The organism is Pseudomonas sp. AC016, from assembly GCF_979253365.1.
The window spans coordinates 1,328,171-1,353,319 of record NZ_CEEDCC010000001.1; the positions used below are offsets into that span (position 1 = coordinate 1,328,171).

20 protein-coding genes are annotated in these 25,149 nt (G+C 57.7%); 1 reads left to right on the forward strand and 19 read right to left on the reverse strand.

Annotated features, from left to right (window positions below; translation table 11 throughout):
* Positions 1-37 precede the first annotated feature (37 nt).
* The 16 genes from fleQ to AC0IXS_RS05840 form a co-directional block, all read right to left on the reverse strand.
* A complete protein-coding gene (gene fleQ, locus AC0IXS_RS05765; RefSeq protein ID WP_025995203.1) occupies positions 38-1,513 on the reverse strand; it encodes a transcriptional regulator FleQ in 1,476 nt (491 codons plus the stop codon).
* Between the two features lie 178 nt (positions 1,514-1,691).
* Entirely contained in the window at positions 1,692-1,988 is a 297-nt protein-coding gene (gene fliT / locus AC0IXS_RS05770; RefSeq protein ID WP_471824104.1) for a flagellar protein FliT, read from the reverse strand.
* A gap of 28 nt (positions 1,989-2,016) precedes the next feature.
* A complete protein-coding gene (gene fliS, locus AC0IXS_RS05775; protein WP_025995202.1) occupies positions 2,017-2,412 on the reverse strand; it encodes a flagellar export chaperone FliS in 396 nt (131 codons plus the stop codon).
* A 129-nt stretch (positions 2,413-2,541) separates the two neighbouring features.
* Positions 2,542-4,002: a flagellar filament capping protein FliD gene (fliD, locus tag AC0IXS_RS05780; protein WP_471824106.1), complete on the reverse strand. Its 1,461-nt coding sequence runs from the start codon at positions 4,000-4,002 to the stop codon at positions 2,542-2,544.
* Positions 4,003-4,081: 79 nt separating this feature from the next.
* Positions 4,082-4,474, reverse strand: a complete 393-nt coding sequence (locus AC0IXS_RS05785) for a flagellar protein FlaG (protein ID WP_161987254.1) — start codon at positions 4,472-4,474, stop codon at positions 4,082-4,084.
* Positions 4,475-4,546: 72 nt separating this feature from the next.
* Positions 4,547-5,395: a flagellin domain-containing protein gene (locus AC0IXS_RS05790; protein WP_137202635.1), complete on the reverse strand. Its 849-nt coding sequence runs from the start codon at positions 5,393-5,395 to the stop codon at positions 4,547-4,549.
* A gap of 320 nt (positions 5,396-5,715) precedes the next feature.
* Positions 5,716-6,642 carry a ketoacyl-ACP synthase III gene (locus AC0IXS_RS05795; RefSeq protein WP_161987255.1) on the reverse strand — a complete coding sequence of 309 codons (927 nt, stop codon included), beginning with the start codon at positions 6,640-6,642 and terminating at the stop codon, positions 5,716-5,718.
* A gap of 295 nt (positions 6,643-6,937) precedes the next feature.
* Complete coding sequence (locus tag AC0IXS_RS05800; RefSeq protein ID WP_137202636.1) at positions 6,938-9,841, reverse strand: glycosyltransferase; 2,904 nt, start codon at positions 9,839-9,841, stop codon at positions 6,938-6,940.
* 139 nt (positions 9,842-9,980) lie between these two features.
* Entirely contained in the window at positions 9,981-13,562 is a 3,582-nt protein-coding gene (locus AC0IXS_RS05805) for a glycosyltransferase (protein ID WP_471824108.1), read from the reverse strand.
* An 88-nt stretch (positions 13,563-13,650) separates the two neighbouring features.
* Positions 13,651-15,243: a flagellar hook-associated protein 3 gene (locus tag AC0IXS_RS05810; RefSeq protein ID WP_057409414.1), complete on the reverse strand. Its 1,593-nt coding sequence runs from the start codon at positions 15,241-15,243 to the stop codon at positions 13,651-13,653.
* 13 nt (positions 15,244-15,256) lie between these two features.
* Positions 15,257-17,317, reverse strand: coding sequence for a flagellar hook-associated protein FlgK (flgK, locus tag AC0IXS_RS05815; protein ID WP_057409413.1), 2,061 nt, complete (start codon positions 17,315-17,317; stop codon positions 15,257-15,259).
* A gap of 10 nt (positions 17,318-17,327) precedes the next feature.
* Positions 17,328-18,584 carry a flagellar assembly peptidoglycan hydrolase FlgJ gene (gene flgJ / locus AC0IXS_RS05820; protein ID WP_122668545.1) on the reverse strand — a complete coding sequence of 419 codons (1,257 nt, stop codon included), beginning with the start codon at positions 18,582-18,584 and terminating at the stop codon, positions 17,328-17,330.
* Positions 18,585-18,594: 10 nt separating this feature from the next.
* Positions 18,595-19,704: a flagellar basal body P-ring protein FlgI gene (locus tag AC0IXS_RS05825; RefSeq protein WP_004880722.1), complete on the reverse strand. Its 1,110-nt coding sequence runs from the start codon at positions 19,702-19,704 to the stop codon at positions 18,595-18,597.
* Positions 19,705-19,717: 13 nt separating this feature from the next.
* Entirely contained in the window at positions 19,718-20,434 is a 717-nt protein-coding gene (flgH, locus tag AC0IXS_RS05830) for a flagellar basal body L-ring protein FlgH (protein ID WP_024689534.1), read from the reverse strand.
* A gap of 81 nt (positions 20,435-20,515) precedes the next feature.
* Complete coding sequence (gene flgG / locus AC0IXS_RS05835; RefSeq protein ID WP_002554310.1) at positions 20,516-21,304, reverse strand: flagellar basal-body rod protein FlgG; 789 nt, start codon at positions 21,302-21,304, stop codon at positions 20,516-20,518.
* Between the two features lie 46 nt (positions 21,305-21,350).
* A complete protein-coding gene (locus AC0IXS_RS05840; RefSeq protein WP_029242787.1) occupies positions 21,351-22,091 on the reverse strand; it encodes a flagellar basal body rod protein FlgF in 741 nt (246 codons plus the stop codon).
* Positions 22,092-22,373: 282 nt separating this feature from the next.
* Here AC0IXS_RS05840 and AC0IXS_RS05845 point away from each other — a divergent pair, with 282 nt between their 5' ends.
* A complete protein-coding gene (locus tag AC0IXS_RS05845) occupies positions 22,374-22,565 on the forward strand; it encodes a hypothetical protein (RefSeq protein WP_004880715.1) in 192 nt (63 codons plus the stop codon).
* Between the two features lie 91 nt (positions 22,566-22,656).
* Here AC0IXS_RS05845 and flgE read toward each other — a convergent pair whose 3' ends face one another.
* From flgE to flgC, 3 genes are read right to left on the reverse strand one after another with little or no spacing between them, the layout of a single operon-like run.
* Positions 22,657-23,985 carry a flagellar hook protein FlgE gene (flgE, locus tag AC0IXS_RS05850; protein ID WP_122438315.1) on the reverse strand — a complete coding sequence of 443 codons (1,329 nt, stop codon included), beginning with the start codon at positions 23,983-23,985 and terminating at the stop codon, positions 22,657-22,659.
* A 28-nt stretch (positions 23,986-24,013) separates the two neighbouring features.
* Positions 24,014-24,691 (reverse strand): flagellar hook assembly protein FlgD, encoded by a 678-nt coding sequence (locus AC0IXS_RS05855; protein ID WP_004880713.1) that lies wholly within the window; start codon positions 24,689-24,691, stop codon positions 24,014-24,016.
* A 15-nt stretch (positions 24,692-24,706) separates the two neighbouring features.
* Entirely contained in the window at positions 24,707-25,147 is a 441-nt protein-coding gene (gene flgC / locus AC0IXS_RS05860) for a flagellar basal body rod protein FlgC (protein WP_004880711.1), read from the reverse strand.
* Between the last annotated feature and the right edge of the window lie 2 nt (positions 25,148-25,149).

Genomic DNA, 25,149 nt, shown 5'->3' on the forward strand with positions numbered 1-25,149 from the left:
AATTCAGAGGTTTGATTTTTGGCATTTCGAGCAGGCGTCAATCCTCCGCCTGTTCGTCTCCTTCCCGACGGCTCATGCCGTACTTGCGCATCTTCTCGACCAGCGTCGTGCGCCGGATCCGCAGACGCTCGGCGGCACGGGCAACGATGCCGTTGGCATCATCCAGCGCCTGCTGAATCAGCCCCTGCTCAAGGCCACCCAGGTAGTCTTTCAGATCGAGCCCTTCAGGTGGCAACAGCGCACCGGAGGCGAAGTTTGGCGTATGACCGTTGATGGCGACACGCTCTTCGATCTCGCTGCGCAGGCTGTCGACCATCTGCTCGTCTTCGTCGTCGACATAGCGAAACTTTTTCGGCAATTCTGCAACACCGATCACACCGTACGGATGCATGATCGCCATACGCTCCACCAGGTTGGCCAGCTCGCGAACGTTGCCCGGCCAGGCATGACGGCACAGCGACATGATGGCCGCCGAGTTGAAACGGATCGAGCCGCGCTTTTCGTGTTCCATGCGCGAGATCAGTTCGTTCATCAGCAGCGGAATGTCTTCGACGCGCTCACGCAGCGGCGCCATCTCGATCGGGAACACGTTCAGACGATAATAAAGGTCTTCACGGAAGCTGCCGATCTCGATCATGTTTTCGAGATTCTTGTGTGTAGCGGCAATGATGCGCACATCAATGCTCTGGGTCTTGTTACTGCCAACGCGCTCGAACGTGCGTTCCTGCAGGACCCGCAGCAATTTGACCTGCATCGGCAGGGGCATGTCGCCGATCTCATCCAGAAACAGAGTGCCGCCATTGGCCAGCTCGAAGCGCCCGGCACGACTGGTGATCGCCCCGGTAAAAGCGCCCTTCTCGTGACCGAACAATTCGCTTTCCAGCAATTCAGCCGGAATCGCACCGCAGTTGACGGGCACAAAAGGCGCGTCGCGGCGTTTGGAGTGGTAATGCAGGTTACGGGCAACAACTTCCTTGCCGGTGCCGGACTCGCCCAGGATCAGAACACTGGCGTCGGTGTCGGCCACCTGCTGCATCATCTGCCGCACATGCTGAATCGCACGGCTGGTACCGACCAGGCTGCGGAACAGGTTGGGTTCGCGATGACGACCACGCTCACGGGCCTGATCGTACATCTCACGATAGACCTGGGCACGGTGCAGGGAATCCAGCAGTTTGCTGTAGCTGGGCGGCATTTCAAGCGCAGACAGCACGCGCCTGCGCATGTCTTCCGGAAGCTCGACGGAAGAACTTTCGCCCAAAAGCAAAACAGGAAGGAACTCATCCCATGCGGCGATGGTCTTAAGCAGTCCTTGAAGACTGCCCGGGGCGTTTACGTTGCCGATCAGCACGCAAAGCACTTCCCGCGTAGACCCTAACGAGCCTACGACCTGCTGCCAGTCTTGACTGGAACAGGAAAGATTTTCTTCGCCAAGGAAGTTCAGGATAACCGCCAGATCCCGGCGGCGCTGGCTATCGTCATCGATTAGCAGAATCTTGATTTCACGCCACATGCAATAGCAACTTCCCTAGTCAACTCAATGCCCATGATTGGGGGGCAGCTTGGCCGCTCAGCCGATATAAACGATGAGACGCCAGAAAATAGTAAACATCACTAGTTAAGTCAAAAAAACGTACACAGTCAAATTTATGGCGAACTTCCTGTCGGATAATTAAAACGACAAATAAAAGCTAGCCGAAGAGATGATAGACCTTCGTTGCGTTTTTCGCATTCTGGATTTGTGCCATTTCATCGACGATTGCTTGACGCTCACCCGTTGCAACGTCAATCAATTGCCTGTAGACCCCTAAAAGCCCTTCCAGATTGCTGCGCAGGGCAGGCTCGTCATCAGGCGAATGGCCGACCACCGCATCGACACATTCACGGCATGCCAGGTCAAGCTTGCCGATGGCCTCCCAGTCGCGCTCAGCCAGTGCCCCGACCAAGGCCTCACGGGTTTCTTCGATTCGCTTGAGTGCAGCACTCATGATGTCTCTCTCCTAAGGCAGCCGGGCCTTATTGCGATTGCGTGGCGCCGATGGCGTCCCAGCCTTCCTTGACCGTGATCAACAGACCTGCCACTTCATCGAGCATTTTCTGATCATTGTGAGCATTGGCTTCAGCGAGACGCGTCATCATGTAGTGATACAGCTTGTCCTGCCTGATCAGAGCCTCTGTCGGCTCTTTTTCAAGATCCAGACCATCACGCAAGCCACCTACAATACCGATGGCCTTGCTGATGAAGATGCCCTTGTTAGCGATTTCCTTGCGTGACATCGCGCCCTTGGCCTGGGCAATGCGATCCAGACCGCCCTCCATCAACATCTGAACCAGACGGTGTGGGCTGGCTTCCGAGGTCTGTGCCTGGGAACCAATCTTCTGATACTGCCGCAACGCTAACATCGGATTCATAGGGAGCCTCGTGATAATCCAGATTACTCATATTCAAGCTATCGACGCAGCGCGAAAAAACTTTAGCCCAAAAACAACAACCCGACACAGGGTCGGGTTGTTGGCAAGCACAATAATCGGCAAATGGAACTACGAATTGTTCTTTTGCGCATTCATGGCGGCGAAGATCGACGTGATGCTGCTGGCGGTCGCCTTGAGCTGCCCCACCACCAGGTCCATCGCGTTGTACTTCTTGGTCAGGCTCGCGGTGAGTGTGTCGATACGACGATCCAGGTCAGCCTGATCTTTGGTCAGTTGCTTCTGCATCGCCGTCAGGCTGGTCGTCTTGGTCGGAAGAATGCCCTTGCCCGGTTCATTGTAGGGAAGGACCGCTTTGCCCAGACGACTCAGCAGACCACCTTCACCGGTGAATAGCGCCTGGATCTGGCTACCCATCTTCTTGTCACTCAACGCCGCCGTGAACTTGGCCGAGTCCAGAGACAATGTGCCGTCGCTCTGCTGCGTCTGAATGCCCAACTGGGCGAGAGAGCCAAGGCTTGAAGTAGAGGTCGAGGTGGCGATCTGTGTACGGATCACTGCCAAAAGCGAGCGAGGCGTCGCGTCGCCGGTCAGTGGAGCGGGTACGAACACATCCTTGCCGGAAGCATCCTTGCCCGTCGAACCCTTGGTAAGCGTAGCGACAAGCTTGACCAACGTGTTATAGGAATCAACGAAGCTTTGCAGAGAAGCCTTCAGACCATCCGTGTTGGTTGCCACGGTGACGGTGGTGGTGGCGCCTAGTGCAGTCGGCGCAACCAGGTCAAAGGTGATGCCGGAAATCGCGCCACTTACCTTGTTCGTCTTACTGGTCAGACTGAGACCGTCAACGGTGAACTCTGCGTCTCCCGCCAGTTCCGAAATCGCGCCCGCGCCTCCGATCACTTTGCCGTTGGCATCGGTGGTAGCGGTCTCCGACATTTTCTTTGTGCCATCGATATTGAACATTTCCAGACCGGAACTGGCCTCTACCGAGATGTCACTGCCGCTGCCGGTTGTGGTCGAACTGAACACCAGACGCGCACCGCTGGTGTCGTTGATGATGTTCGCGGTAATGCCCTTGCCTTGAAACGTGGAGTTGATCTTGTCGCGTGCCTGCTCCAGCGTCGAGCCCTGGTCGATCGAGACTTCCTGAGCAACGCCATTCTGAGTGATTTTCAGGGTACCACTCGGAATGGCACTGGTCTGGGCAGCCGTCAATGCTGCAGTCGCGACCTTGGAAGGAGTCGCCAGCTTGGTGACACCGATAGCGTAAGAGCCGTTGACTGCGTTGTTGCCCGCCGTTGCCTTCACGACCTTTTCATCGGCCGAGGTCGCCGCGAAGCCATTGAACGCAAGCGTTGTGGTGCTGTTGAGCGTGTCCATGGTTTTCTGGAACGCAGCCAGCGCAGACGACAACTGACCGACACCCGACAGCGAGGCCGAGGTAGCGGAAGTCTGCTTGTCTATCTGGGTCTGCTTGGGCGCCTTCTCGGCAGCCGCCAACCCCTTGACGATGTCACCGATATTAAGACCCGAACCCACGCCTACTGTCGAGGTAATTGGACTTGCCATTTCGCTTCTCCTTCTAGTGTGTCACCGGGCTTCGAGTCATTTGACCCTCCAAACCCTGCAACAATAACCTTACTGGTGGTCAGGCCTTGGCGCGGAACAACAAACTGTTCGCGTCACTCAGGCTATCGGCCAGTTTCAGGATTTCTGCATTCGGAATCTGCCGGATCACTTCACCAGAGTCACTTGCAATGACTTTGACGATGACTTTGCCAGAACCTTCATCGATCGAAAACTCAAGATTGCGTTTGACCGAATGAAAAAATTTCTGGATTTCGTCCGCCGCGGCCCTGACTTTAGTCTCCTCCTGAGCATCATCCTTCTTATGATCCAGGTCTTTGCTTTCATCCGAAGCGGCAACCCGCTCCACCGACTTGACGTCGGCAGGCTTATCAACAGACTTGTCCATGGCCGGAGCCGGACTCGTCGGTTGAACGGCCGGATAGGACACGTTCAGCTTTACACTCATCTCCATGACCATCACCTCCGAAAGCAAAAAAGCGAGAGAGCACGATTACGCACTCCCCCGCCAAAACTCATGCCGATATTACTGAAGCAGTTTCAGTACAGCGGATGGCAGCTGGTTGGCCTGAGACAGGATCGAAGTCGAAGCCTGTTGCAGAGTCTGCTGCTTGGTCAGCTGTGCAGTTTCAGCAGCGAAGTCGGTGTCTTGCAGACGACCCAGTGCAGCACTGGCGTTTTCGTTGATGTTCTGCAGGTTGGAGATGGTGGTGGTCAGACGGTTTTGTGCAGCACCGAGATCAGCACGGCTCGACGAGATGGTCTGCAGAGCGGAGTCAATCGCAGTGATTGCAGCAGAGAAGTTGGTCTCTGCAGTGGCACTGTTCGAACCGACGATGGTGATGGCCGAGCCAACGCCCAGAGTTTCTGCGTCGAAGCTTGCGCTCAGGGTCAGAGTGATCTGGTTGGAGCTACCGGTGTTGGCGCCGACCTGGAAGGTCATGGTGCTGGCGGAACCGTCAAGCAGGTTCTTGCCGTTCAGGTTGGTACTGGCCGAGATACGGGTCAATTCAGCGCTCATCGCGGTGAATTCTTTGTTCAAGGCAGTACGGTCGACCGCGCTGTTACTGTCGTTACGCGACTGAACTGCCAGTTCACGCATACGCTGCAGGATCGATACGGATTCTTGCAGAGCGCCTTCAGCGGTCTGAGCCAGGGACATACCGTCGTTGGCGTTCTGGATCGCTACGGTCTGACCACGAACCTGCGAGTTGATCGAAGCGATGGTGCTCAAAACACCCACGTTGTCACGGGCGTTCTGTACTTTCAGGCCCGACGACAGACGGGACATGGAAGTGGACAGTGCGTCAGAGGCGCGGTTCAGGTTCTTTTGAACGGCCAACGATGTAACGTTGGTATTTACTGTTAAAGCCATGATGAATTCCTCGTGGGTTGTGTACTACGTGGCTTCCGGCCCCTGCAAGCGCCGGGTATGCCTAGAGAACCTTCGTAATAGTTATCGTCGCGATGGCAGGTTGCTTGAGTGTTTTTTTCAAAAATTTTGCTAGCAGTCTGCCACCCCTTATAAAACAAGGGTTTGAAGCGCGCACAACACAGAAAAGAGGATCTTCAACAGGCCGGAACAGCGCTCTTGGATTGACAAAAATCAGTGACAGCAGATTTTTGCAACCGTTTTATCCAGACTAAAACGCCCACAACTAAGGTCGCAGGCGTTTTATCTCAGACCGCCGACAATCAGGCCCTGTAAATAATTGCCGAGCCCCAGGACAAACCGACACCAAAGCCGCTCAACGCCACACGACTCCAGGAAGAATCGAGTACGTGTTTTTCTATAAGCAGAGGAATACTGGACGACACGGTATTACCGGTCTCGACCATGTCCTTGAGAAACTTCTCGGGCTTGTCTTCAAAACGACGCGCCACGGCGTCCACGATGGCAGCGCTGCCCTGATGAATACAGAAGGCGTCGATGTCATCAGGCTGCAGACCGGACTCGCCCAGCAGCTCGTGCAGGTGAGCAGGCACTTTGAGCAGTGCAAAGTTGAACACCTGACGACCGTTCATGAAGAACACGCCGTTACTGACCTTCAGGTGCGGCGCACCGGAACCGTCCGTACCAAACTTCGCCTTGCCCAGTTGCCACGCAGCGCCCTCACCCATCCAGGTGGCGGTAGCCGCGTCACCGAACAGCATAGTGGTGTTGCGGTCTTCAGGGTCGACAATCTTCGAGTAAGGGTCGGCCGTGATCAGCAGACCGTTTTTCAGGCCGGCCGCTTCCATGAAGCCCTTGATCGCATAGATACCGTAGACATAGCCGGAGCAGCCAAGCGAAATATCGAATGCAGCGACGTTGGTCGACAGCCCCAGCTTGTCCTGCACGATGGCAGCAGTGTGCGGCAGCCCTTCTTCATCACCGTTCTGGGTGACGACGATCAGTACATCGACTTCTTCGCGCGTGAGTTGAGGATTGCTGGCAAACAGCTTGTTGGCTGCTTCGACACACAGATCCGAGGTTTCCTGACCGTCAGCCTTGCGCGGCAGGAACGTGGAGCCAATCTTCCCGAGGATGAAGTCTTCATCCTTGCCGAAGCTGGCACCTTGAGCGTAGTTATCGACGCCTTCAGCGGGCACGTAACTCGCTATGCTTTTTATGCCAATCATCATGGCTTCCCGATTAGTAAACAGGTAAATGTTTGTCCCAAAGAAATCAGGGCGCTACCGAATAGAGGCGAATTGCGGACATTTTCAGGGCGCATGACACATTAAGGCAAGTCAGGCGCTTGTCACTCGCGGTAAAACATTACAGTGGAGATGCACTTTATGACCCGCAGGTCACTTGGATGCGCATGCTTTGCGATTCTGGGTGAGGAAAAAACAGGGCCGGGAGCCCCTTGCGATGCAGTGCGAGGAGCGATCCAGCTGGCTGGCAGCCGGATTCTCCTCAAAACAGACGGGATTAGAGAGAAGCGAGGGTAAACGCTGTACCCTTCAAGGACAGATTGGCGTTGTAGGCTTCATCCTGAGAGAACTGTGCTGACCATTTGCCGATCAACGCATCGCTCGCAGACTCAGGTGCATCGATCCTTCCGGAATGGATAACCTGAACATGCGGTGTCCAGACCGTCAGATACCCCGCCTGGCCTGCTTTCAGACACAGATCGACGTCACCCAGCGCTTCGGCGAACGGCCCTTCGTCCAGACCGCCGACATCATCGAACAGCGCCTTGCCAATCATCAGGCAGGCCGATGAAACCGCCGAATAGTTCTGCTCGACGACCAGACGCTGCATGTAACCCCGGGATCTTTTCGATTCACCCACAAAGCCTGATCCCACTGCACCGTTTAGCCCGAGAACCAGACCTGCCTGCGTGATGGTGCCGTCCTTTTCAATAAGCCGGACACCGACAACGCCAACCTCGGGGCGCTGGGCCTGGTTGAGCAATGACTCAATCCAGCCGACATTGACGATCTGACTCTCGGCATCCAGCAGAATCAGATATTCGCCCTTGGCTTCCTGGCTGACGAGATTGCGCAGTGCCGAGATACTCACGCGCTGTTCGGCCTTGAATACGCGGACACGGCTGGAGAGCTTCTCCTGCTGATCAAGCCAGGCGGTCAGTTCGGAGGACGAGCTCTGGTTGTCGGCGATCAGGACTTCATAACGCTGATAGCGGGTGCGCTGCAAAATGCTTTGCAGGCATCGCTGCAGCTCGGGCAGGTTGTCCTGACTGTGCAACAGGATCGAGACCATTGGCCGGTGACTGTGGCGATAGTCGATCTTGTAGGTGCCAGGCAGCGCTGAACCGACTTCGGCCTGATAACCGCGATGGCTCAGATGACGAGTCAAGGCCTTCTGCTCATCCGGGTTGTCTTCAAGCTCCGGCGCCTCGCAGATCAACAGTGGCTCGCTGAGATGAGCCAGACCGCTCATGCCGCCCTGCTCGATCAGACGCAGCAGCAGGTCGAATTCCAGCGCTTTCGGAAACTCCCGGGCATAACCGCCCGCCTCGACCAGCAGGTCGCGGCGAATCAGCCAGTGACGCGCCATGAGGGCTGGCACACTTTGCAGCAAATCAAGATTGAAGCCTGGACGAAACAGCGGCGCCAGCGTGCCATTGGGCTGACGTTGAATCTCGTCCACGGCAACAGCCCGACAGTGCGATGCATCGAGCAATTGGCCGCTGGCCAGCAACAGACCGCTGCGGGTGAACTCGTCACCGGCCTGCGCCAGCATCAACCAGTCACTGGGCGACTGCTTGATGACCTGATTGATTCTGTCAACGTAGTTGCTCTCGGTGACTTTCACGAAATGCAGGGTGTTTTGCAGCGTCGTCGCTGCAGGCAGCTCGCCGGTGGTGAACACAATCACCTTGAACGACCGGTAATGGCCGTTCATCAGGCTGTCGAATGTCGCCTGCAACTTGAAGACGTCAGCCTCCAGATCCAGCAACAGGATACCGATCTGCGATCCGGCAGGCTGTTTCGAAAGGCGGGCCGTAAGCGTTTTCAATTGCGCAGGCTTCGGATCGCGCGAGTCCAGCCAGTTGAGCAGGCGTCCGGACTCCATGCTGTCGAGCAAACGGCTGTTACTGTGACTTGAAACAGCCAGCAGACGCTGCGCCCAGGCAGAGATGTCTTCGGCTTCCCCGTCATCGTCTGCAGAGCCGGCAAGTTCCTTCGACAACGCCTGAACGACATCAACGCTGAATGCGTAGGTGGCATAGGCCTGCCACAACCGACTGATCCGCGTTTCTGCATCGGGGTTGCTCTGCGGGCGGAGCAGTTCGAACTGTTTGAGCAGCGCAGCCTCAAGCCCCTCCAGTTGGAGGCGACCTGCCGGGAAGACGTGAATCAGAAACTCGATTCGAGCCAACTCGTCAAAGAATGGCTGGTTGTAGAACGGTAGATCGACAAACTGCTTAGGCTCGAAGTGCGCTTCGGAGCGCGCAAGACCCACGTTCCAGAGCGCGCTGAACAGTTTCTCATCCGCCTGCCAAGACTGGGCCTCCAAGCAATCTGCTGCAGCCTGAAGCCCCTTAAGAACGGGCTGAACGCCCAACTCTCCGGCAAGACCGGAAGTCTCGTCCAGCACCGATGTCAGGGTGCGTGCAAACGCTTCACGAGCAATCCGGGCCTTGGGATCGATATGCTTCACAACCCCCGAGATAGCGCTGCCCAGACGTGTCTGTTCGTCCTTGTCCAACGCATGATGCAGCGCGTAGGGAACCGACAATATGCGCAGCTTTGCGGCGGCCGCCAGGTAAGTCATGTAGCCGAGCTCCTGCCAGTGCGACTCAGTCTGCCCTGGCACATGAGAGAACCAGCGGCGGGCCAGCTCGGTACGTGTCACGGCATTGAGCAACGAGATACCCTGCCCCAGAAAGCTCAGCAACCGGTCTGCGGATGATTCGCTCGCATAATCCTCGGCGACCCGGCGATCCCGGCGCATGTAGTCCACCTGACCGACCAATGCCTGATAGCTCAGGCTGTAGCCCTGGCAAGCACCGTACGAGTCGTTTTCTTCCAGAAAGCTCAGCGCCTCGGCCAGGGCGTCGGGCAGCAGAAAACTGTCGACACTGGCGTACACCACGAATGGCGTGGTCACGTGCTGAAGGCCTTCAGCCAATACGGCGCTCAAGCCTTTTTCGGAAAGTGCGGCAGCGTGCACATAGCGCAGGCCGGGAGTCGAGGTGATCCCGGCAACCGGTTCAGGCGAAGTATCCACAAGTACGACGCTGCACGGAAAGCTACAGTAGTACTTCAGTGCTCGACGCAGGTAATCCGGCTGGTTTTGATTCAGCAACAGCAGGGTTAGACGTTGATTCAAGGGTGTGGCCTCATTCCCGACGTGGCTTTGCATATTTTCTCCTTATTGCGAACCGATAGCACCCTCAACACGGTCGTAACCGGCATTGAAGCAAAAAAAGAACATGACACCTTCAGCGATTTGAGTTGGAGCACTGGCAATGCAGGCCGCAGAAGTCCATCAAACCAAGGCATCAGTCCGGCAACCAGCCGTTCGCCCAATACTGCAGGTTATCTCCACGCAGCATGAAGTCACGCAACACGGTTTCGCGTAACTCGTCACCCATGCGATAGCTGGCATTGGGGTCGGACAAATGCATGCGAATCGCCTGTAACCACTCTTCGGGACTGTTGGTTAGCACGCGGGTAGCCGGTAAATGACCACGGTAGGCTTCTGTGTCCGAGCAGATCACAGGATAACCGCACGCTCCGTATTCGAGCAGACGCAGATTGCTCTTGCAGTCATTGAAGATGTGAAATTCCAGTGGTGCCAGCGCCAGGTCCAGATTCAGACTGGCCAGTTTGGCCGGGTACGCGTTCAAACTGACGCCCGGGTGATACTCATGTATGTAAGGCCTGAGCAGGTCGGGGCACATGCCGAAGAGCACCCATTCGACTTCATCGGCCAGCTCACGCACCACATCGACAATCAGCTCCAGATCACCCCGATGACTGGTTCCGCCACCCCAACCGATACGCGGCTTGCCGGACGTGCGACGCTTGCTTTTCAAGCCGTTCCACAGATGCGGGGCCAACATGTTTGGCACTACGCGAATATCACTGTGCATGCTGGACAGCGCCTGAGCCAACGGATGAGTCGACACCACTACTCGGTCACACAGTGCTATCCCCTTGCGCAGCATCTGCCCGATATTGTCGGGCATGTTGCGTCGGTGCTCGTTGAGCATGGGAACATCGGCAATATAGTCATCCAGTTCGAAAATACGCATCGCACTGGACAGGTTCTTTACCTGAACGATATCGGGCACTTTGGCCTCGGTATAGCGTCCCTGAAAGACCACAACATCGGGAAGCTGGCGTTCTACTTCTACAATAGTTGACGACTGGTATGACAATCCGCCAAGCGCTCGTCCTGCGGCCATCAACTCAATCAAAGGCTGACTGACACGGTAGTGCCCGACTGCCGAAGAGTTAACGATCATGCCCAGAATATAAGGCAAATGCCGGGAGCAGAAAGGATTCCACCCCTCCCGCAGACCAGGATCAAGTTCGAATGACAGCGCTTCGTGAAGACTCAGGTTAGGGTTGTATGCTGGATCACGGGCGATTTTTGGCAGCCATTTCTGTTGAAAAGAGAGCTGTTCATCCTCAAGCGCCTTTCTGGACTGCTCAGAACGAAACGTGGCGGCTGGCTCGGACAGGATAACAGTCGAATCGGGCGTGCCGACAATCAGGTAACCGCTCTTCCCGACTCGCATGCAAAGGTCCAGATCCTGCAAACCCTGCGTGAAACTTGTCGCTTCAAATCCTTCAACGCTATCAAATACACCCTTGCGGACCATCAGGCAATTACCGCTGACAGCACTCCAGTTCTGCGTCACTTGCAGCCGCTGCATATAGCTGTTCGAGGCAGCAGCAAAATTGAAGAACGGTCTGCCAGCCACGCCTTCCATCCCCAGCACCATCCCTGCGTACAGCACGTTGCCTTGTGGGTTGATGATTCTAGGGCCGACGATACCAACCTCGGGACGCTGAGCATGGTTGAGCAGGGTTTCCAGCCAGTCGGCCTGATGGATCATCGAGTGAGGGCTGAGCATGACCAGATAGTCGCCACGCGCTTCACGCGCCGCCATGTTCTGCGCGGAGGCCTCGCTGCCGGTTTCAGACAATGTGAAAATCCGCAGTTTCTCGGTGCCCAGTTGCCCCATCGCGGCAAACCAGGCTTGCGCTTCAGGGGTTTCACTGGCCTTATCAACAATCAACACTTCGTAATTCAGGTAGGACGTGTTGCTCAGCAGGCTGTCGACACAACGCTCCAGCGCCGCCAATTGGTCGTGCGTCGTGATAATGATCGATACCAGCGGCCGCTCCGGGTGCAGGTATTCGATGCGATTGATCAGCGACGATTGGTCATGATGGATCGCATGCTCTCGGCCAATACGTGTCAGGTGAGCCGACACCAGCGGCTCACTCTTCATGATCACTTCAGGCAACGACAGCCAGTCAGCGAACGCAAGCACTGATTCGACCTGAACTTCCGCGATGTGCTCGATGGTCTGCAACCCCGGGCCTTCCACCAGACGCCAGATCACGTCGTGGGGTGCCAGCTCGGCGTGCACGGAATCGAATCCGCCCAGTGCCAGCAGGTTGCGTCGCTCAAAAGCCAGAGTGCGCCCCACGTAAGGATAAGCACGCATCAGGTCCAGGTTGAATCCGGGTTTGAAAATAGGCTCGCGGGATTCGTCCTCGACGATCGCACCTTCGTCACTGTAGGCGCACAGCATGCCGGGGATGTGCGCAATGCGTTCGGCCAGCACCAGCAGCGAAGAGGATGTCAGCCTGTCACCGGCGCGAAGCAGGTACACCCAGTCGGCCTGCTCCAGCAACGGCAGGACGTCGTTCAGTTGCTGCGCCTGATCAGGTTGCAAGGCAAAGCGCAGGGCTTGAGCGTCATTGATACTGGTTGCAGTCGTCAGCACCACAACGGCTTCAGCTGCATAATCCTGTTCGGCAATGCTGCGCAGCGTGATGTCCAGGTGCTCGGCACTGCCGTCGGCGTCAATGATTACCGGAACGATGCGTGGCAGCCATGGCCAGCTTGCGATGCGCTGCTCAAGAAGCTTTTTCTGCGGTGTGCTGAACTGACGGCAGGAGAGCCACTCTTCATAGACTTCAGCATAACTTTGACTCTCAGACCCCACTTGGCTGCGCATGACGCCTTGACGACTGGCCATGACGCCATACAGACCCACCTCGTCCCATTCTTCGCGAGGCTCTTGCGAAGCTTTGCGCAAGGGCAGAAAACGCACCCACCCCTGGGCAGGCGCCTGCTCACCACTTCGAGCTTTGAGCATCTCCGATATCCAGCTCCACTCGGTGACTGCCAGCTGACGGACCTCAGGCTGGTTGCTCAAACGCCCGGGATGCAAGCGCTCGGTATTTTCGATACTGTGAAGCGTGACAAGATTGCCGCGGCGCAACAGGCAGATGAACAGCGTGAAATCCAGCGTTGCGATAAAACCCTCGCCGGGCTGCGCAATCGATGGCAGCAGCTCCAGAACATCGGCCCTGCGCATCAGCGCACCGCTGAATCCACCCAGATAATTGCGCGGCGTGCGCTCGAAGATGGCCAGCATGTCATCGCCTCTGTACAAGGCGTCGTAAGGCACAAGCCCGACGTTTTCCATACGTACCGGCAATACGTAATTATCGGCGTCCACCAGATGACGCCTGCCAACCACCAATTTCACATCGGCATTCGCCTCGAGCACCCGAGCCTGATTCAGCACGCAGTAGGCATAGAGCCTGTCGTCGTCACACAGAAACTTGATGAATTCGCCGTTGGCCTCATCCAGGCAGCGGAGAATATTGCGCTGAAAGCCAAGGCGCTGAGCGTTGCGCACGTAACGCGCCCGGCTGTCAGGCGCAGACGCCAACTCGTCAAAAATGGCTTTGATTTCGTCGGTCCGGCAGTCGTCGCAGACAATGATTTCCAGATTGTCATAGACCTGATCCAGCGCACTTTGCAGCGCCTGGCGGAAGAAGCGTGGATTGAAGGCGGGAATGACGACACTGACGAGGGGGACTGGATTCACTATTGCAGACTCGCGAGCGGCGGGAAGCGACCGTTCAAGTGGCTCCCCTCACCGCTGAAATAAAGACGGCGGATGCTCAACGCCAAGGTTACAGCTGGCTGAACAGGTTCAACTTGGACAACTGGACAAACACCTGCTGAGAGGCATCCAGCATGGTCTTCTGCAACGTCAGCCGTGTCGTGGCTTCAATGATGTCAGCGTTCACATAAGTGCCCTGCTCGACCGTGTTGTTGCCCTTGAGCAAATCATTCGTCGTACCCTGAGCCATCGCAGCAAGCTGACGCGCGCCGCCTGCCGCCGTCGCGGTCGAGACCTGCTCGATGCTGCTGCTCAGGTTACCCAGCGCCGACGTCAACGATGCATTGAGCTTTTGCGTTGCAACCAGATCGCCATCAGCCGGAGTACTCAATGCCTTGATGGCAGCCGTCAATGTGTTCAGCACGTTTTCAGTCTGACGGGTACCGGACTGAACGACGAACTGGTCACCTGCGGCCGGTGTGCCGTTGATTGCGAAATTGACCCCGGAAGCCTTGGCGTTGCCCCCAGCCATCGTCCCCGAAGAAACCGGCGTGCTGCTGCCGGTAATGGGCGAAGCATACAGTTCGTAATCAGTGGCACTGGTGAACCTGAGAATCGCGCCGCCGGTAGGGAATGTATTGTTGTACGCAGTCAGATCTGCAGCACTTGTGCCCACAGCCGAACTGCTCACAGTCGCGCTGGATGCGTTGCCGGGACTGCGGGTTGCATTGACGTTGTCCGGGGTCGACGCAAGGCTGTAGCTTCGATTGGTCATGGCGGCGTCTGCGGTGGCAGTCGTCGCCTTTTCCGCAGCAGACAGGTTGACGTTCAGGTTCATTTCCACACCACGGAATGTGAAGGTCTGAGCGCCAATACCGCCGCTGGTGTAGTTGCCTGCTGACGAAGCGTCTGTAGTGACGTCCTTGCCGGTGCCGTCGGTAATCCTGAATTGCGTACTGCTGGAGAACGTCAGCGTGTACGGCTCGCCACCCTGATAGGCAGAGTTGTAGACGCTGGTGGAGGTGACCAGGCCGCCGGACAGCACGACTTTGCCATCTTCCGTTGCGGGGGAAAGCCGCGTGGCGGACGTGCGCGTCGAGTTGATCGACAGCTCGAACGCCTCATAGCCAGTGGTATTGCTGGCCAACACCAGGCCATCACCCACAGAGAGGTTCATGCTGGTCTGGTCGCCGTTGTACACGTAAGTGCCGTCGGCAGACTCGGTATACGCGGGCGTCGACGACTTGGAACCGGAGAAAATGTACTGCCCGTTGCTGTCCTGACTGTTCATCAGGCCCAGCAGTTGGCTTTGATACTGCTTCAGTTCATTGGCGATGGCGACACGGCTCGCATCGGTGTACGTACCGTTGCCTGCCCTTACAATGGCCTCTCGAGCCAACTGCATGGTTCCGGTGATGTTGCTCATCGCCGTTTCGGAGTTGTCCACGTTGGTACTGATCGTGGCAATGTTCGATTCATACTGGGTCAGCATCGCATTCTGCTGAGTGAGCTGCAGAACGCGCGCAGCTCCTACCGGATCATCGCTCGCCGTGTTGAGCTTGATGCCGCTGGAGACTTCCTCGCCCGTCTTGATGACGTTCGAGTAGTTACGCTGATAGTTAGCGGTCGTGGATTCGTAGATCTGGGTGGTTGAAATACGCATGGCTCACGATTCCTTAAAGACTGTTGATCAGCGTGCTGAAAATGGTTTGGGCCGCCTTGATGATCTGCGAGGAGGCGGTGTAGTACTGCTGATACTTGATCAGGTTGGCCGCTTCTTCGTCCAGCGATACACCGGACACCGAGTCCCGTGCGGCCTTGGCCGTTGCCAGGACCGACTCGTTGGCCGTCACATCGCTCTTGGCCTGGGCGGTTCGCGTGCCGACCACCGAGACGATGTCTGCATAGGCACCGGAAAGGCTGGTGCCGACACTGCCACCCGTCACGCCTACCGATTTGGAGGTCTGCAGGTTGATCATCGCCAGCGCGTTGCGGTTATCGGAAGAACCTGCGCCCGTCAGACCGATGCTGAAGGTGTCATTGACAATCGGCGTTCCGGAAAGGGTCATCTCGACCTCGAACGCCGTCGGGGTATTGGGCGTCGTGGTCGTGTCGGTATAACCGACGGCGAGCTTGATCTGGTTGTTCTGGCCCTGAATGATCGAACCACCAACAGCGTTGCCATTCTGGTCGAGCACAGCGGCACCGGTTGCATCCACCAGCGAATAGCTCTGAACGCCTGTGGCACTGGCAGCACCCATCACCAGCTTCATGGGCGTGGTGGTTTTAAGCGCATTGCGCAGATCGGCGGTTTGCGCGGAGTTGTAGATGTCGGACTTGGTGGCAACCACCGGCTGGGTAAAGCCGCCGGTACCGGAGTTGCTGGTACCCGCCGTTGCGGTCAGGGGTGCCGCTGCCGCAATGTCCTTGGGATCGGTCAACGCCACGGCGATACCCGAGGCACCGTTGCGGGTCGGCGTCACTTTGAAGATGTCGCCAGCAGCCACCGCATTGCCACTCAGGCTCATGCTGAAGCCATCGAACTGCTTGGGCGGGTTGTCGCTCAACGCACCTGTACCCACGCTTTCGCCGTTGGGCAGGCGACGTATCGTGTAGTTGTTGGTGTCGCTGAACGTGACTTCGTAATCATCGGCGGTCAGCTTGCTGGTGTCTTTGATGGTGACGCCCAGGTTGCCGGAGCCGGTGCTGTTGTTGACGTTGCCGGTGCTGCGCTGAAGGATCGCATCAGCGCTGTTGATGCTGGTGTACAGACCTGAGCCGAAGTTGCCCTTGCTGTCGATGCCCTGGCTCATCTGGCTGTTCATCTGATCGGCCAGCACCATGGCCACACGCCCCAGCTCATTGGCAGCCGGAACCAGTATGTCGGCGCGATAACGCAGAAGACCGCCAATCGAACCACCACTCACGACCGAGGTAACGTCTGTCTTGGTCTGACCGTAAGTGATCTGCAGGTTGTACTGCAACGGATCGGCCGCGCTCGGCGACGCACTCATGGTGTAGGCGTTCGCACCACTGACCAGCGATTGTCCGGTGCCGGTGTAGACATCGTAGTTGCCGTTGTTTTCGACCACTTTGACGCCGACCAGCTCGTTGAGCTTGCGAACGGCTTCGTTGCGCGAGTCCAGCAGTGAATTGGGCGTGGTATTGCCTGCCGACGCCTGGGTAATCTGCTTGTTAAGACCAGCGATCTGCTTGGTCAGCTCGTTGGCCTGAAGCGTGAAGGTATTGAGCTGTGCGTTGACGTTATCGTTCTGCGAGGTCAACTGTGCAGCCACCGAGTTGAAGCGCCCGCTGACCGAGGTTGCCTGAGTCAAAAACGCCGAGCGGCTGGACGCCTGTGTGGCGCTGCTGGCAACGCTCTGCAACTTGGTGAAGAAATCTGTCATTTGCGCGGCAACGCCGGTCGTGCTGTCGGACAACAGCTGATCGGTCTTGGTCGCCTGCCCGGAGTAAGCCGTGGCATCGGCCTTGAGCGCTGTACTGGATTGCAATTGGCTGTCGAGGTAGCTGTTGTAAATGCGACGCACGTCGGACAGCGTGGTGCCGGTGCCGATGTAACCGACCCCCAGACCGATATTGATCTGTGCCGACGCCGTGGTCATCACCTGCTGACGCGAGTAACCGGCGGTATCCACGTTGGCCGTGTTGTTACCGATGGTGTTGATCGCGGCACTGCTGGCATTGATACCTGAGAGCCCAATTGAAATCAGCGACATGATTAAAACCTTATAAAGTCGTGGAAGAGCCCGTTGCAGCGGCGTACGTCTGGTAACTCTTCATCTGCTTCGCAATCTGCGAAATCTTGCTGGCATAGTCCGGATCTGTTGCGTAACCGGCCTTCTGCAATTCTTTTACAAACTGTTCTGGTTTATCGGCCGAATTGACCACTTCTTTATATCGATTGTTGTTCTGCAGCAGACTGACCAGGTCGTGGAAGCTGTCGGCATACGAGGTATAGGAACGGAAGTCTGCCGTCTCCTTGACCATCTTGCCGTCGCGGAACTCGCTGGTGATCGCACGTGCTTCCGGCCCTTTCCAGCTGCCAGCCGCCTTGATGCCGAACAGGTTGTGACTGCTGCTGCCATCCTGCTGACGCATGATGGATTTGCCCCAGCCGGTTTCCAGTGCAGCCTGTGCCACCAACATGACCGGATCGACGCCAATACGCGCAGCGGCTTCCTTGGCGAGCGGCAACATGGTTTCGACGAACTGATCGGCATTGCTGAACGCCCGCTTGGCCGGGGCCAGCGGTGGCTGGGCCATGGTGCGCACATACTCCGGCGCAGGCGCCAGATTCGGATCCATGGTCCAGTCGCCGTTCTGGCCGCTGGCACTGGCTACAGCGACAGCGCGTGAAGGCATCGGGCTGTTGGCTACGTTGGCTACGTTGGCAGCGGCGGTAGCCGACGGCACGATGCCCGCCAGCAACCTGTCAGTCAGTTTGGTCGGCAGCGACAGACGACGCGCATTGAGCAGCGCCATGTCATTGCGGCCTTCACCGGACGCCGAAGCAGCTGCAGCCGCCTGATCGGCAGCCACCGAACGCGTGGCCCACAGAGGACGCTGATAGACGCTGGTCGCCAGACCGGTCTTGGCAGGTGCCGCTGCATCGGCAGCTGTTGCCGCCTGATCAGCTGGCGCTGCGTGCTTGATACCCTTGTCTTTCGACAGCTGACGCATCAGCACATCCTGCAGGCCAATGCCGTTGCCACGGGTGGACAACGTCACGGCCAGTTGCTGGTCATACATGTCCTGATACTGCCGCGTCGCCGCGGTGTTCATCGGGTTGTCCTTGGCCAGCACTTCGTTGGCCGAGCGCATGGCCTTGAGCATCTGGCTGACGAACAGCGACTCGAACTCCTGGGCGACCTTTTTCTGGTTCGCCACACTGTCCTTGTCGCCATGTTTCAGCGCTGCCAGACGATTGACGTCGGTATAGGCACCCGAGTCGACCGGCGTGGAAATTCCACCCTTGATGTCCATGTACGCGTCCTCAGATCACGATCAGGTCGGCTTGCAAGGCGCCGGCCTGCTTCAAGGCTTCGAGGATGGCCATCAGGTCACCGGGCGCAGCGCCCACCTGATTGACCGCGCGGACGATTTCGTCAAGCGTGGTGCCCGGACCGAACTTGAACATCGGGTGCAGTTCCTGCTGGGCATTGACCCGCGAACGAGGCACTACAGCCGTCTGGCCACCGGACAACGCGCCCGGCTGGCTGACAATAGGGTCTTCAGTGATAGTCACGGTCAGGCTGCCGTGAGTCACGGCGGCTGGCGATACTTTCACGTTCTGACCGATCACGATGGTGCCGGTCCGCGAATTGATGATGACCTTGGCAGCCGTCTGGCCCGGATCGACTTCCAGGTTTTCCAGAATCGACAGGTAATCGACACGCTGGCCCGGATCCAGAGGTGCGGTCACGCGAACCGATCCACCGTCCAGCGCCTGAGCCACGCCTGGGCCGAGCAGGTCATTGATCTTGTCGACGATGCGCTTGGCAGTGGTGAAGTCGGAACGGTTGAGGTTCAACGTCAGCGTGTTGCCCTGATTGAAGCCGCTCGGCACCGAGCGCTCGACCGATGCACCGCCAGGGATACGACCCGACGACGGAACGTTGACTGTAATTTTGGAGCCGTCACGGCCTTCCGCGTCAAAACCACCCACCACCAGGTTGCCCTGAGCGATGGCGTAGACGTTGCCGTCGACACCTTTCATCGGCGTCATCAACAAGGCACCGCCACGCAGGCTCTTGGAGTTACCGATCGAAGAAACGGTGATGTCGACCGTCTGGCCCGGCTTGGCGAACGCTGGCAGGTCGGCGTACACCGCCACTGCTGCGACGTTTTTCAGCTGCACGGTGCCGGAACCGGCTGGCACCTTGATACCGAACTGCGACAGCATGTTGTTGAAGGTCTGCAGCGTGAACGGCGTCTGGGTTGTCTGGTCGCCCGTACCGTTGAGCCCTACCACCAGACCGTAACCGATCAATTGGTTGGCACGCACGCCGGAGATGCTCGCGATGTCCTTCAGACGTTCGGCATGTGCGCCGAACGCTGTGGTCAACAACAAGGTCGCGGCTATCAGTTGCTTGAGCTTGATCATGTCTATCCCGCTATCAGAAAGGGAACAACGGGCTGAGGAAGAACCGGTCGAACCAGCCTGGCTGGCTGGAATCGGCGAAGGCGCCTGTCCCCGAATAGGTGATGCGTGCATCTGCAATGCGTGTGGACGAAACGGTGTTATCGGTCGCGATATCGTCGGCGCGAACCAGACCGGCAATGCGCACCAGCTCGTCACCAGTATTGAGAGTCATCCACTTCTCGCCACGTACCGCCAGAATGCCGTTGGGCAGCACGTCGGCCACGGTCACGGTCACGGAACCGGTGAGGCTGTTGCTCTGGGCAGCCTGACCGCTGCCGTCAGTGGCACGCGATCCGTTGTAACCGGCGCTCAGGCTAAGGTCGTTGCCACCAATCGGGTTGTTGGTGGTCAGGCCCGAGCCGAACAACGAGGTCAGCCCAATGCTGTTGGTGCTGTCTTTTTTCAGCGCCGAACTGGCCGCCTTGCTTGCTGCCATACGCTCAGAGAGCGTGATGGTGATGATGTCGCCCACCCGGAATGCCTTGCGGTCGCCGTAAAGGTTCTGCTCGAAGCCTGCCTGATAGATCGCACCGTTGTTGGCCGCAGCCGACATCGGTGTGCGCGGCAACACCGGCGCGTAATAAGGGTCATTGGGCTTGGCGGACGGCGCCACGCAGCCCGACAGCAAAGCGATCCCGCACAATGAAGCGATCAACACTGAAAAACGCGGAACAACACTTAGGTGCTTCATGACACTTGAAACCTCGCGGTGTAACAGACGCTTATCAGGCGCCGCATCGGATTGAGCTTGAGCAACAGATACATCAGGGTGTTACAGGTTCTGAGTCAGGTTCTGCAGCATCTGGTCGGCGGTCGAGATCACTTTGGAGTTCATCTCGTAGGCGCGTTGGGTGGTGATCATGTTGACCAGTTCCTCAACCGTGCTCACGTTGGAGTTTTCCAGGGTGTTCTGCAGGGTAGGACCGAGGCCGTTCAAACCTGGCGTGCCGATCTGCGGCGCGCCGCTGGAACCGGTTTCCAGGTACAGGTTGCCGCCGATGGCCTGCAGGCCGGCCGGGTTGATGAAGTCGGCAGTCTGGATGTTGCCGATGATCTGCGGCGTCGCGGTGGCGCCCGCCAGGGTCACCGAAACCGTACCGTCCTGACCGACCGTGAAGGTCTGGGCATTCTGCGGAACCACGATTGCAGGCTCGAGGGCATAACCGTTGGCGGTCACGATCTGGCCGTTGGCGTCCAGGTGGAAGGTACCGTCACGGCTGTACGCCACGGTGCCGTCCGGCTGAGTCACCTGAAAGAAACCACGACCGTTGACGGCCAGGTCAAGCGGGTTGTTGGTGGTCTGCAGGCTGCCGGCGGTGAAGTTCTTCTGTGTGCCGACGATGCGCACACCGGTACCCAGTTGCAAGCCGGAAGGCAGTTCGCTGTCCTGAGTGGACTGGGCGCCTGGCTGACGCTTGATCTGGTAGAGCAGGTCCTGAAACTCGGCACGATCACTCTTGAAACCTGTGGTCGACACGTTCGCCAGGTTGTTGGAGATCGTGGTCAGGTTGGTGTCCTGAGCGGCAAGGCCGGTTTTGGCGACGTATAGTGCAGGTAGCATGTGGATTCTCCTCGAGCGCCGGTTTGTCGGCGCAAGCTGTCAATAGTTAGCCAAGTTGCAAGACGCGAGCCATCGACTGGTCGTCTTCTTCGGCGGTCTTCATCATCTTGACGTGCAGCTCGAACTGACGAGCCAGGGCCAGCACCGAGGTCATCTCCTCGACGGCATTCACGTTGCTCGCCTGCAGGAAACCGGACTCGACCTGAACGTTGGCATCCACGTCGGCAGGCCGGCCGCTCTTGGTGTGGATCAGGCCATCGGGGCCTTTCTCCATCGTCTTCAGATCAGGGTTGACCAGCTTGATCCGGTCGACCTGCGCCATCACCTGAGGGCTTTCGCCAAGCGAACGAATGCTGATGGTGCCATCGGCGCCGATTTCGATCTGCTGCTGAGGCGGCACGGCAATCGGACCGCCGTTGCCCATTACCGGCAAACCGCTGCCGTCGCGCAACACGCCCAGAGCATCGATATTCATGCCGGAACTGCGGGTATAGGCTTCGCCGCCATCGGGTGTCTGGACCGCAATCCAGCCGTTGCCCTTGATGGCGATGTCCAGCTCACGACCGGTCTCGACCATGGCGCCGCCGGAAAAATCGGTGCCTGGACGCTCGCTCATGGCGTAGGCGCGCGAAGGCATGACCTCGCCATACACGGGCATTGAGCGGGCCTGTTCCAGGTCGCGCATGAAGCCGTTGGTCGACACGTTTGCCAGGTTGTTGGCATGGGCCTTCTGCGCGATCGCGTTTTCAGATGCACCGCTCATTGCGACGTAAAGCAACTTGTCCACAGTCTTCCTCCTCCGACAGACGCTTGCCGCCTGTAGCTCTTCTGACAGGGAGAAAGCAATTTTCGAACCAACTCTTTGCGCACGATACAAACGCTTGATTTACCAGCAAAAACGGGCGCACTACAGATGACCTGTGGCAAACGGCTATCCGATAGCGGCGGCAGACTGCCGCCTGCCTGCCAACACGGAGGACACACCGCCAAAAAAACTTCACTGCCCCCGCGTCACAGTAGACAGGCAGTGATAATCTTGCGCTCACCACCCTGCACAACGGGAATCGACATGCCTGCTCGCACCTGGATTATCGGCATCGTCACCGCCAGCCTGACGACCTTCGCCCTGCTCGCCCACGCAGCGCCTGCCCACTATTACAAGTGGCAGGGCGACAGCCGTATAGTCTGTGCACAGACCAGCCCGGGGCCGGGCTGGACGCGATTGAAAGGTCACTTCGTCAAATCCGACTGCTCGATCTGAGCAGCCTCCCGACAGGTCGTTTTCGGATTGATCGTCGAGAAAACAAAAAGCCCCTTGAAGGGGCTTTTTGTTTATCGCAAAACCGACTTCATCAAGTCATCTGAATGGTGGTCTGCATGATGGTGCTTTGCGTCGAGATGGTCTTGGCGTTCGCCTGATAGTTGCTCTGCGCCTTGATCAGGTTGACCAACTCCATGGTCAGGTCAACGTTGGACTCTTCCAGCGCCTGGCCGGTGATGTAGCCCAGAGTGCCCGACTGCGGAGTACCGCTGACGGGAACGCCCGACGCGAAGGTTTCACGCCAGTTGGTGCCGCCCGCCTGCGCCAGACCCTGCACGTTGGCGAAGTTGGTCAGCGAGGTCTGACCGATCACTTGCGACTTGCCGTTGGTGTAGGTAGCGAACAGGTTGCCGGTTGCATCCACGCTCATCGCGCTCAACTGGCCAGTCGCGTAACCATCCTGATCCTGAGTGAGCAGACCCGACACCGAAGCAGTCTGGGTGATGCCGGACATGTTCAGTTTGATCGTGGCCGCACCCGCAGCACCGTTGGCAGCCCAGGTCGTCGTGGTACCGGAACCGGTCTGCACGCCTGGCACCCAGTTGTTGACGTTGAAGGTGCCGTCAGTGTTGAACGTGATGTTCGGGCTGTCGGTAGGTACAGCGCCAGGCGCCGTCACAACCAGATTACCCGCCGAGTTGAAAGTCAGGTCGTTCTTGTCGGCAGTGGTGGTGGCCGGGTTGGCGATGCTGCGGCCATCCATCAGCGAGTACATGGACCACGTGTTGGTGCCGGTCTTGACGAAGTACTGGTCCAGGGTGTGTGCATTACCTTGAGAGTCGTAAGTCGGCGTGCTGTACTTCATGTTGTAGCTTTTAGTATCTGTGGCATCGAAGGTCGACAGACTCGGCAATGGTGTCACCGAGTTCAGGTTGGCGACGTTCGTGATCGAACTGGTAGGCTTGGGCTCCAGGTTCGACGAATCAACGCGCAGATCGCTCAATGCACCGGTGACGACGCTGCCATTGGCATCGACGTTGTAACCCTGCAGTTTCATGCCGCCGCTGTTGACGACAAAACCTTCCTTGTCGGTGTGGAACGCACCGGCACGGGTGTACAGCTTCTCGCCATTGTTGCTGAGCTGGAAGAAACCGTTGCCGTTGATGGCAAGGTCAAGGCTGTTGGCGGTGCCCGTGGTCAGGTTGCCCTGCGAGAACTGCTGGGAAACCGCTGCAGTGGAAACACCGCTGCCCACGTTGGTCTGGCCGGACGTACCGCGAATCGATTGCGCATACTGGTCGGCGAATTCCGCACGGGACGATTTGAAGCCGGTGGTCGCTACGTTGGCAATGTTGTTGCCGGTAACGTCGAGACTCTTGTTTGCAGCATAGAGCCCACTAAGACCGATATTGAAAGACATATTCCACTCCTGCGCCGTCTAGTCGGCTCTATATTCCGATCGTTTGAACTTTGGACAAGGCAACACTGCCGCTGGCCAGGTTGAGCTTTGTTTCCGCACCATTGACGCCCAGCGTGACGCTGTTGACGATCGCAGGCAGGTAAGTCGTGAACTGGGTGTTCTTGCCGTCAACCGAACCTGCAGCCGTGAAGCTGTAAGTACCGGCAGGTGCCACGGTGCCGTCGCTGGCCTTGCCATCCCAGGCAAAGCTGGTCGAACCGGCTGGCAGCGTGCCGAGGTCCACGGTATTGACCAGGTTCGACTGGGCGTCGTAAATCTTGACGCTCGTCACAGAGCTGGTAGCTGGCACTGCGATGGAGCCGACCATGCCCTTGGTGGTGTCAACCGCGGTGGAACCGGCATTGATGATTACCGAGCGGCCTACCAGCGACGACGCCTGGAGCGCCTGGGACGACTGGTAGCTGCCGGCAATCGAGTCGACGGTAGAGGTCAGGTTCTGCAGGCTTTCCACGCTGCTGAACTGAGCCAGCTGAGCCACGAATTCTGTGTTGTCCTGAGGATCCAGAGGGTTCTGGTTCTTCATCTGCGTGACCAGCAACTGCAGGAAGGAATCCTTGCCCAGCGTGCCCGTCGAATCAGTCTTCGTCGGCGTCGGGTTCTGAAGCGAGTTTACAAAACTCGTCGATACATTATTTTCAACGGCCATATCTTTCGCCTTCTATCACTGACCGAGGGTCAGAACCTTCTGCATCATGGATTTTGCGGTGTTCATGATTTCTGCGTTGGTCTGGAACGAACGACTGGCGGAAATCATGTCGGCCATTTCTTCCACGACATTGACGTTGGGATAGTAGACATACCCGTTCTTGTCAGCCGAAGGATGATTGGGCTCGTAGCGCGCTTCGAGGTTGGAGCTGTCTTCGATGATGCCGTTGACCTGCACGCCCTGCCCGGCTTCGCCCTGGTCCTGGAACAGCGAGCCACCCGTGGACTGCTGACCCTGCATCACGGTGGCGAACACCGGATGACGGGCGCGGTAGGTGGCGTCAGCGCTCGAGGAAACGGTCTCGGCGTTGGCGATGTTACTGGCCGTGGTGTTCAGACGCGTGGTCTGGGCACTCATGGCGCTACCGGCAATGTTGAACACATTGGCTAGTGACATGA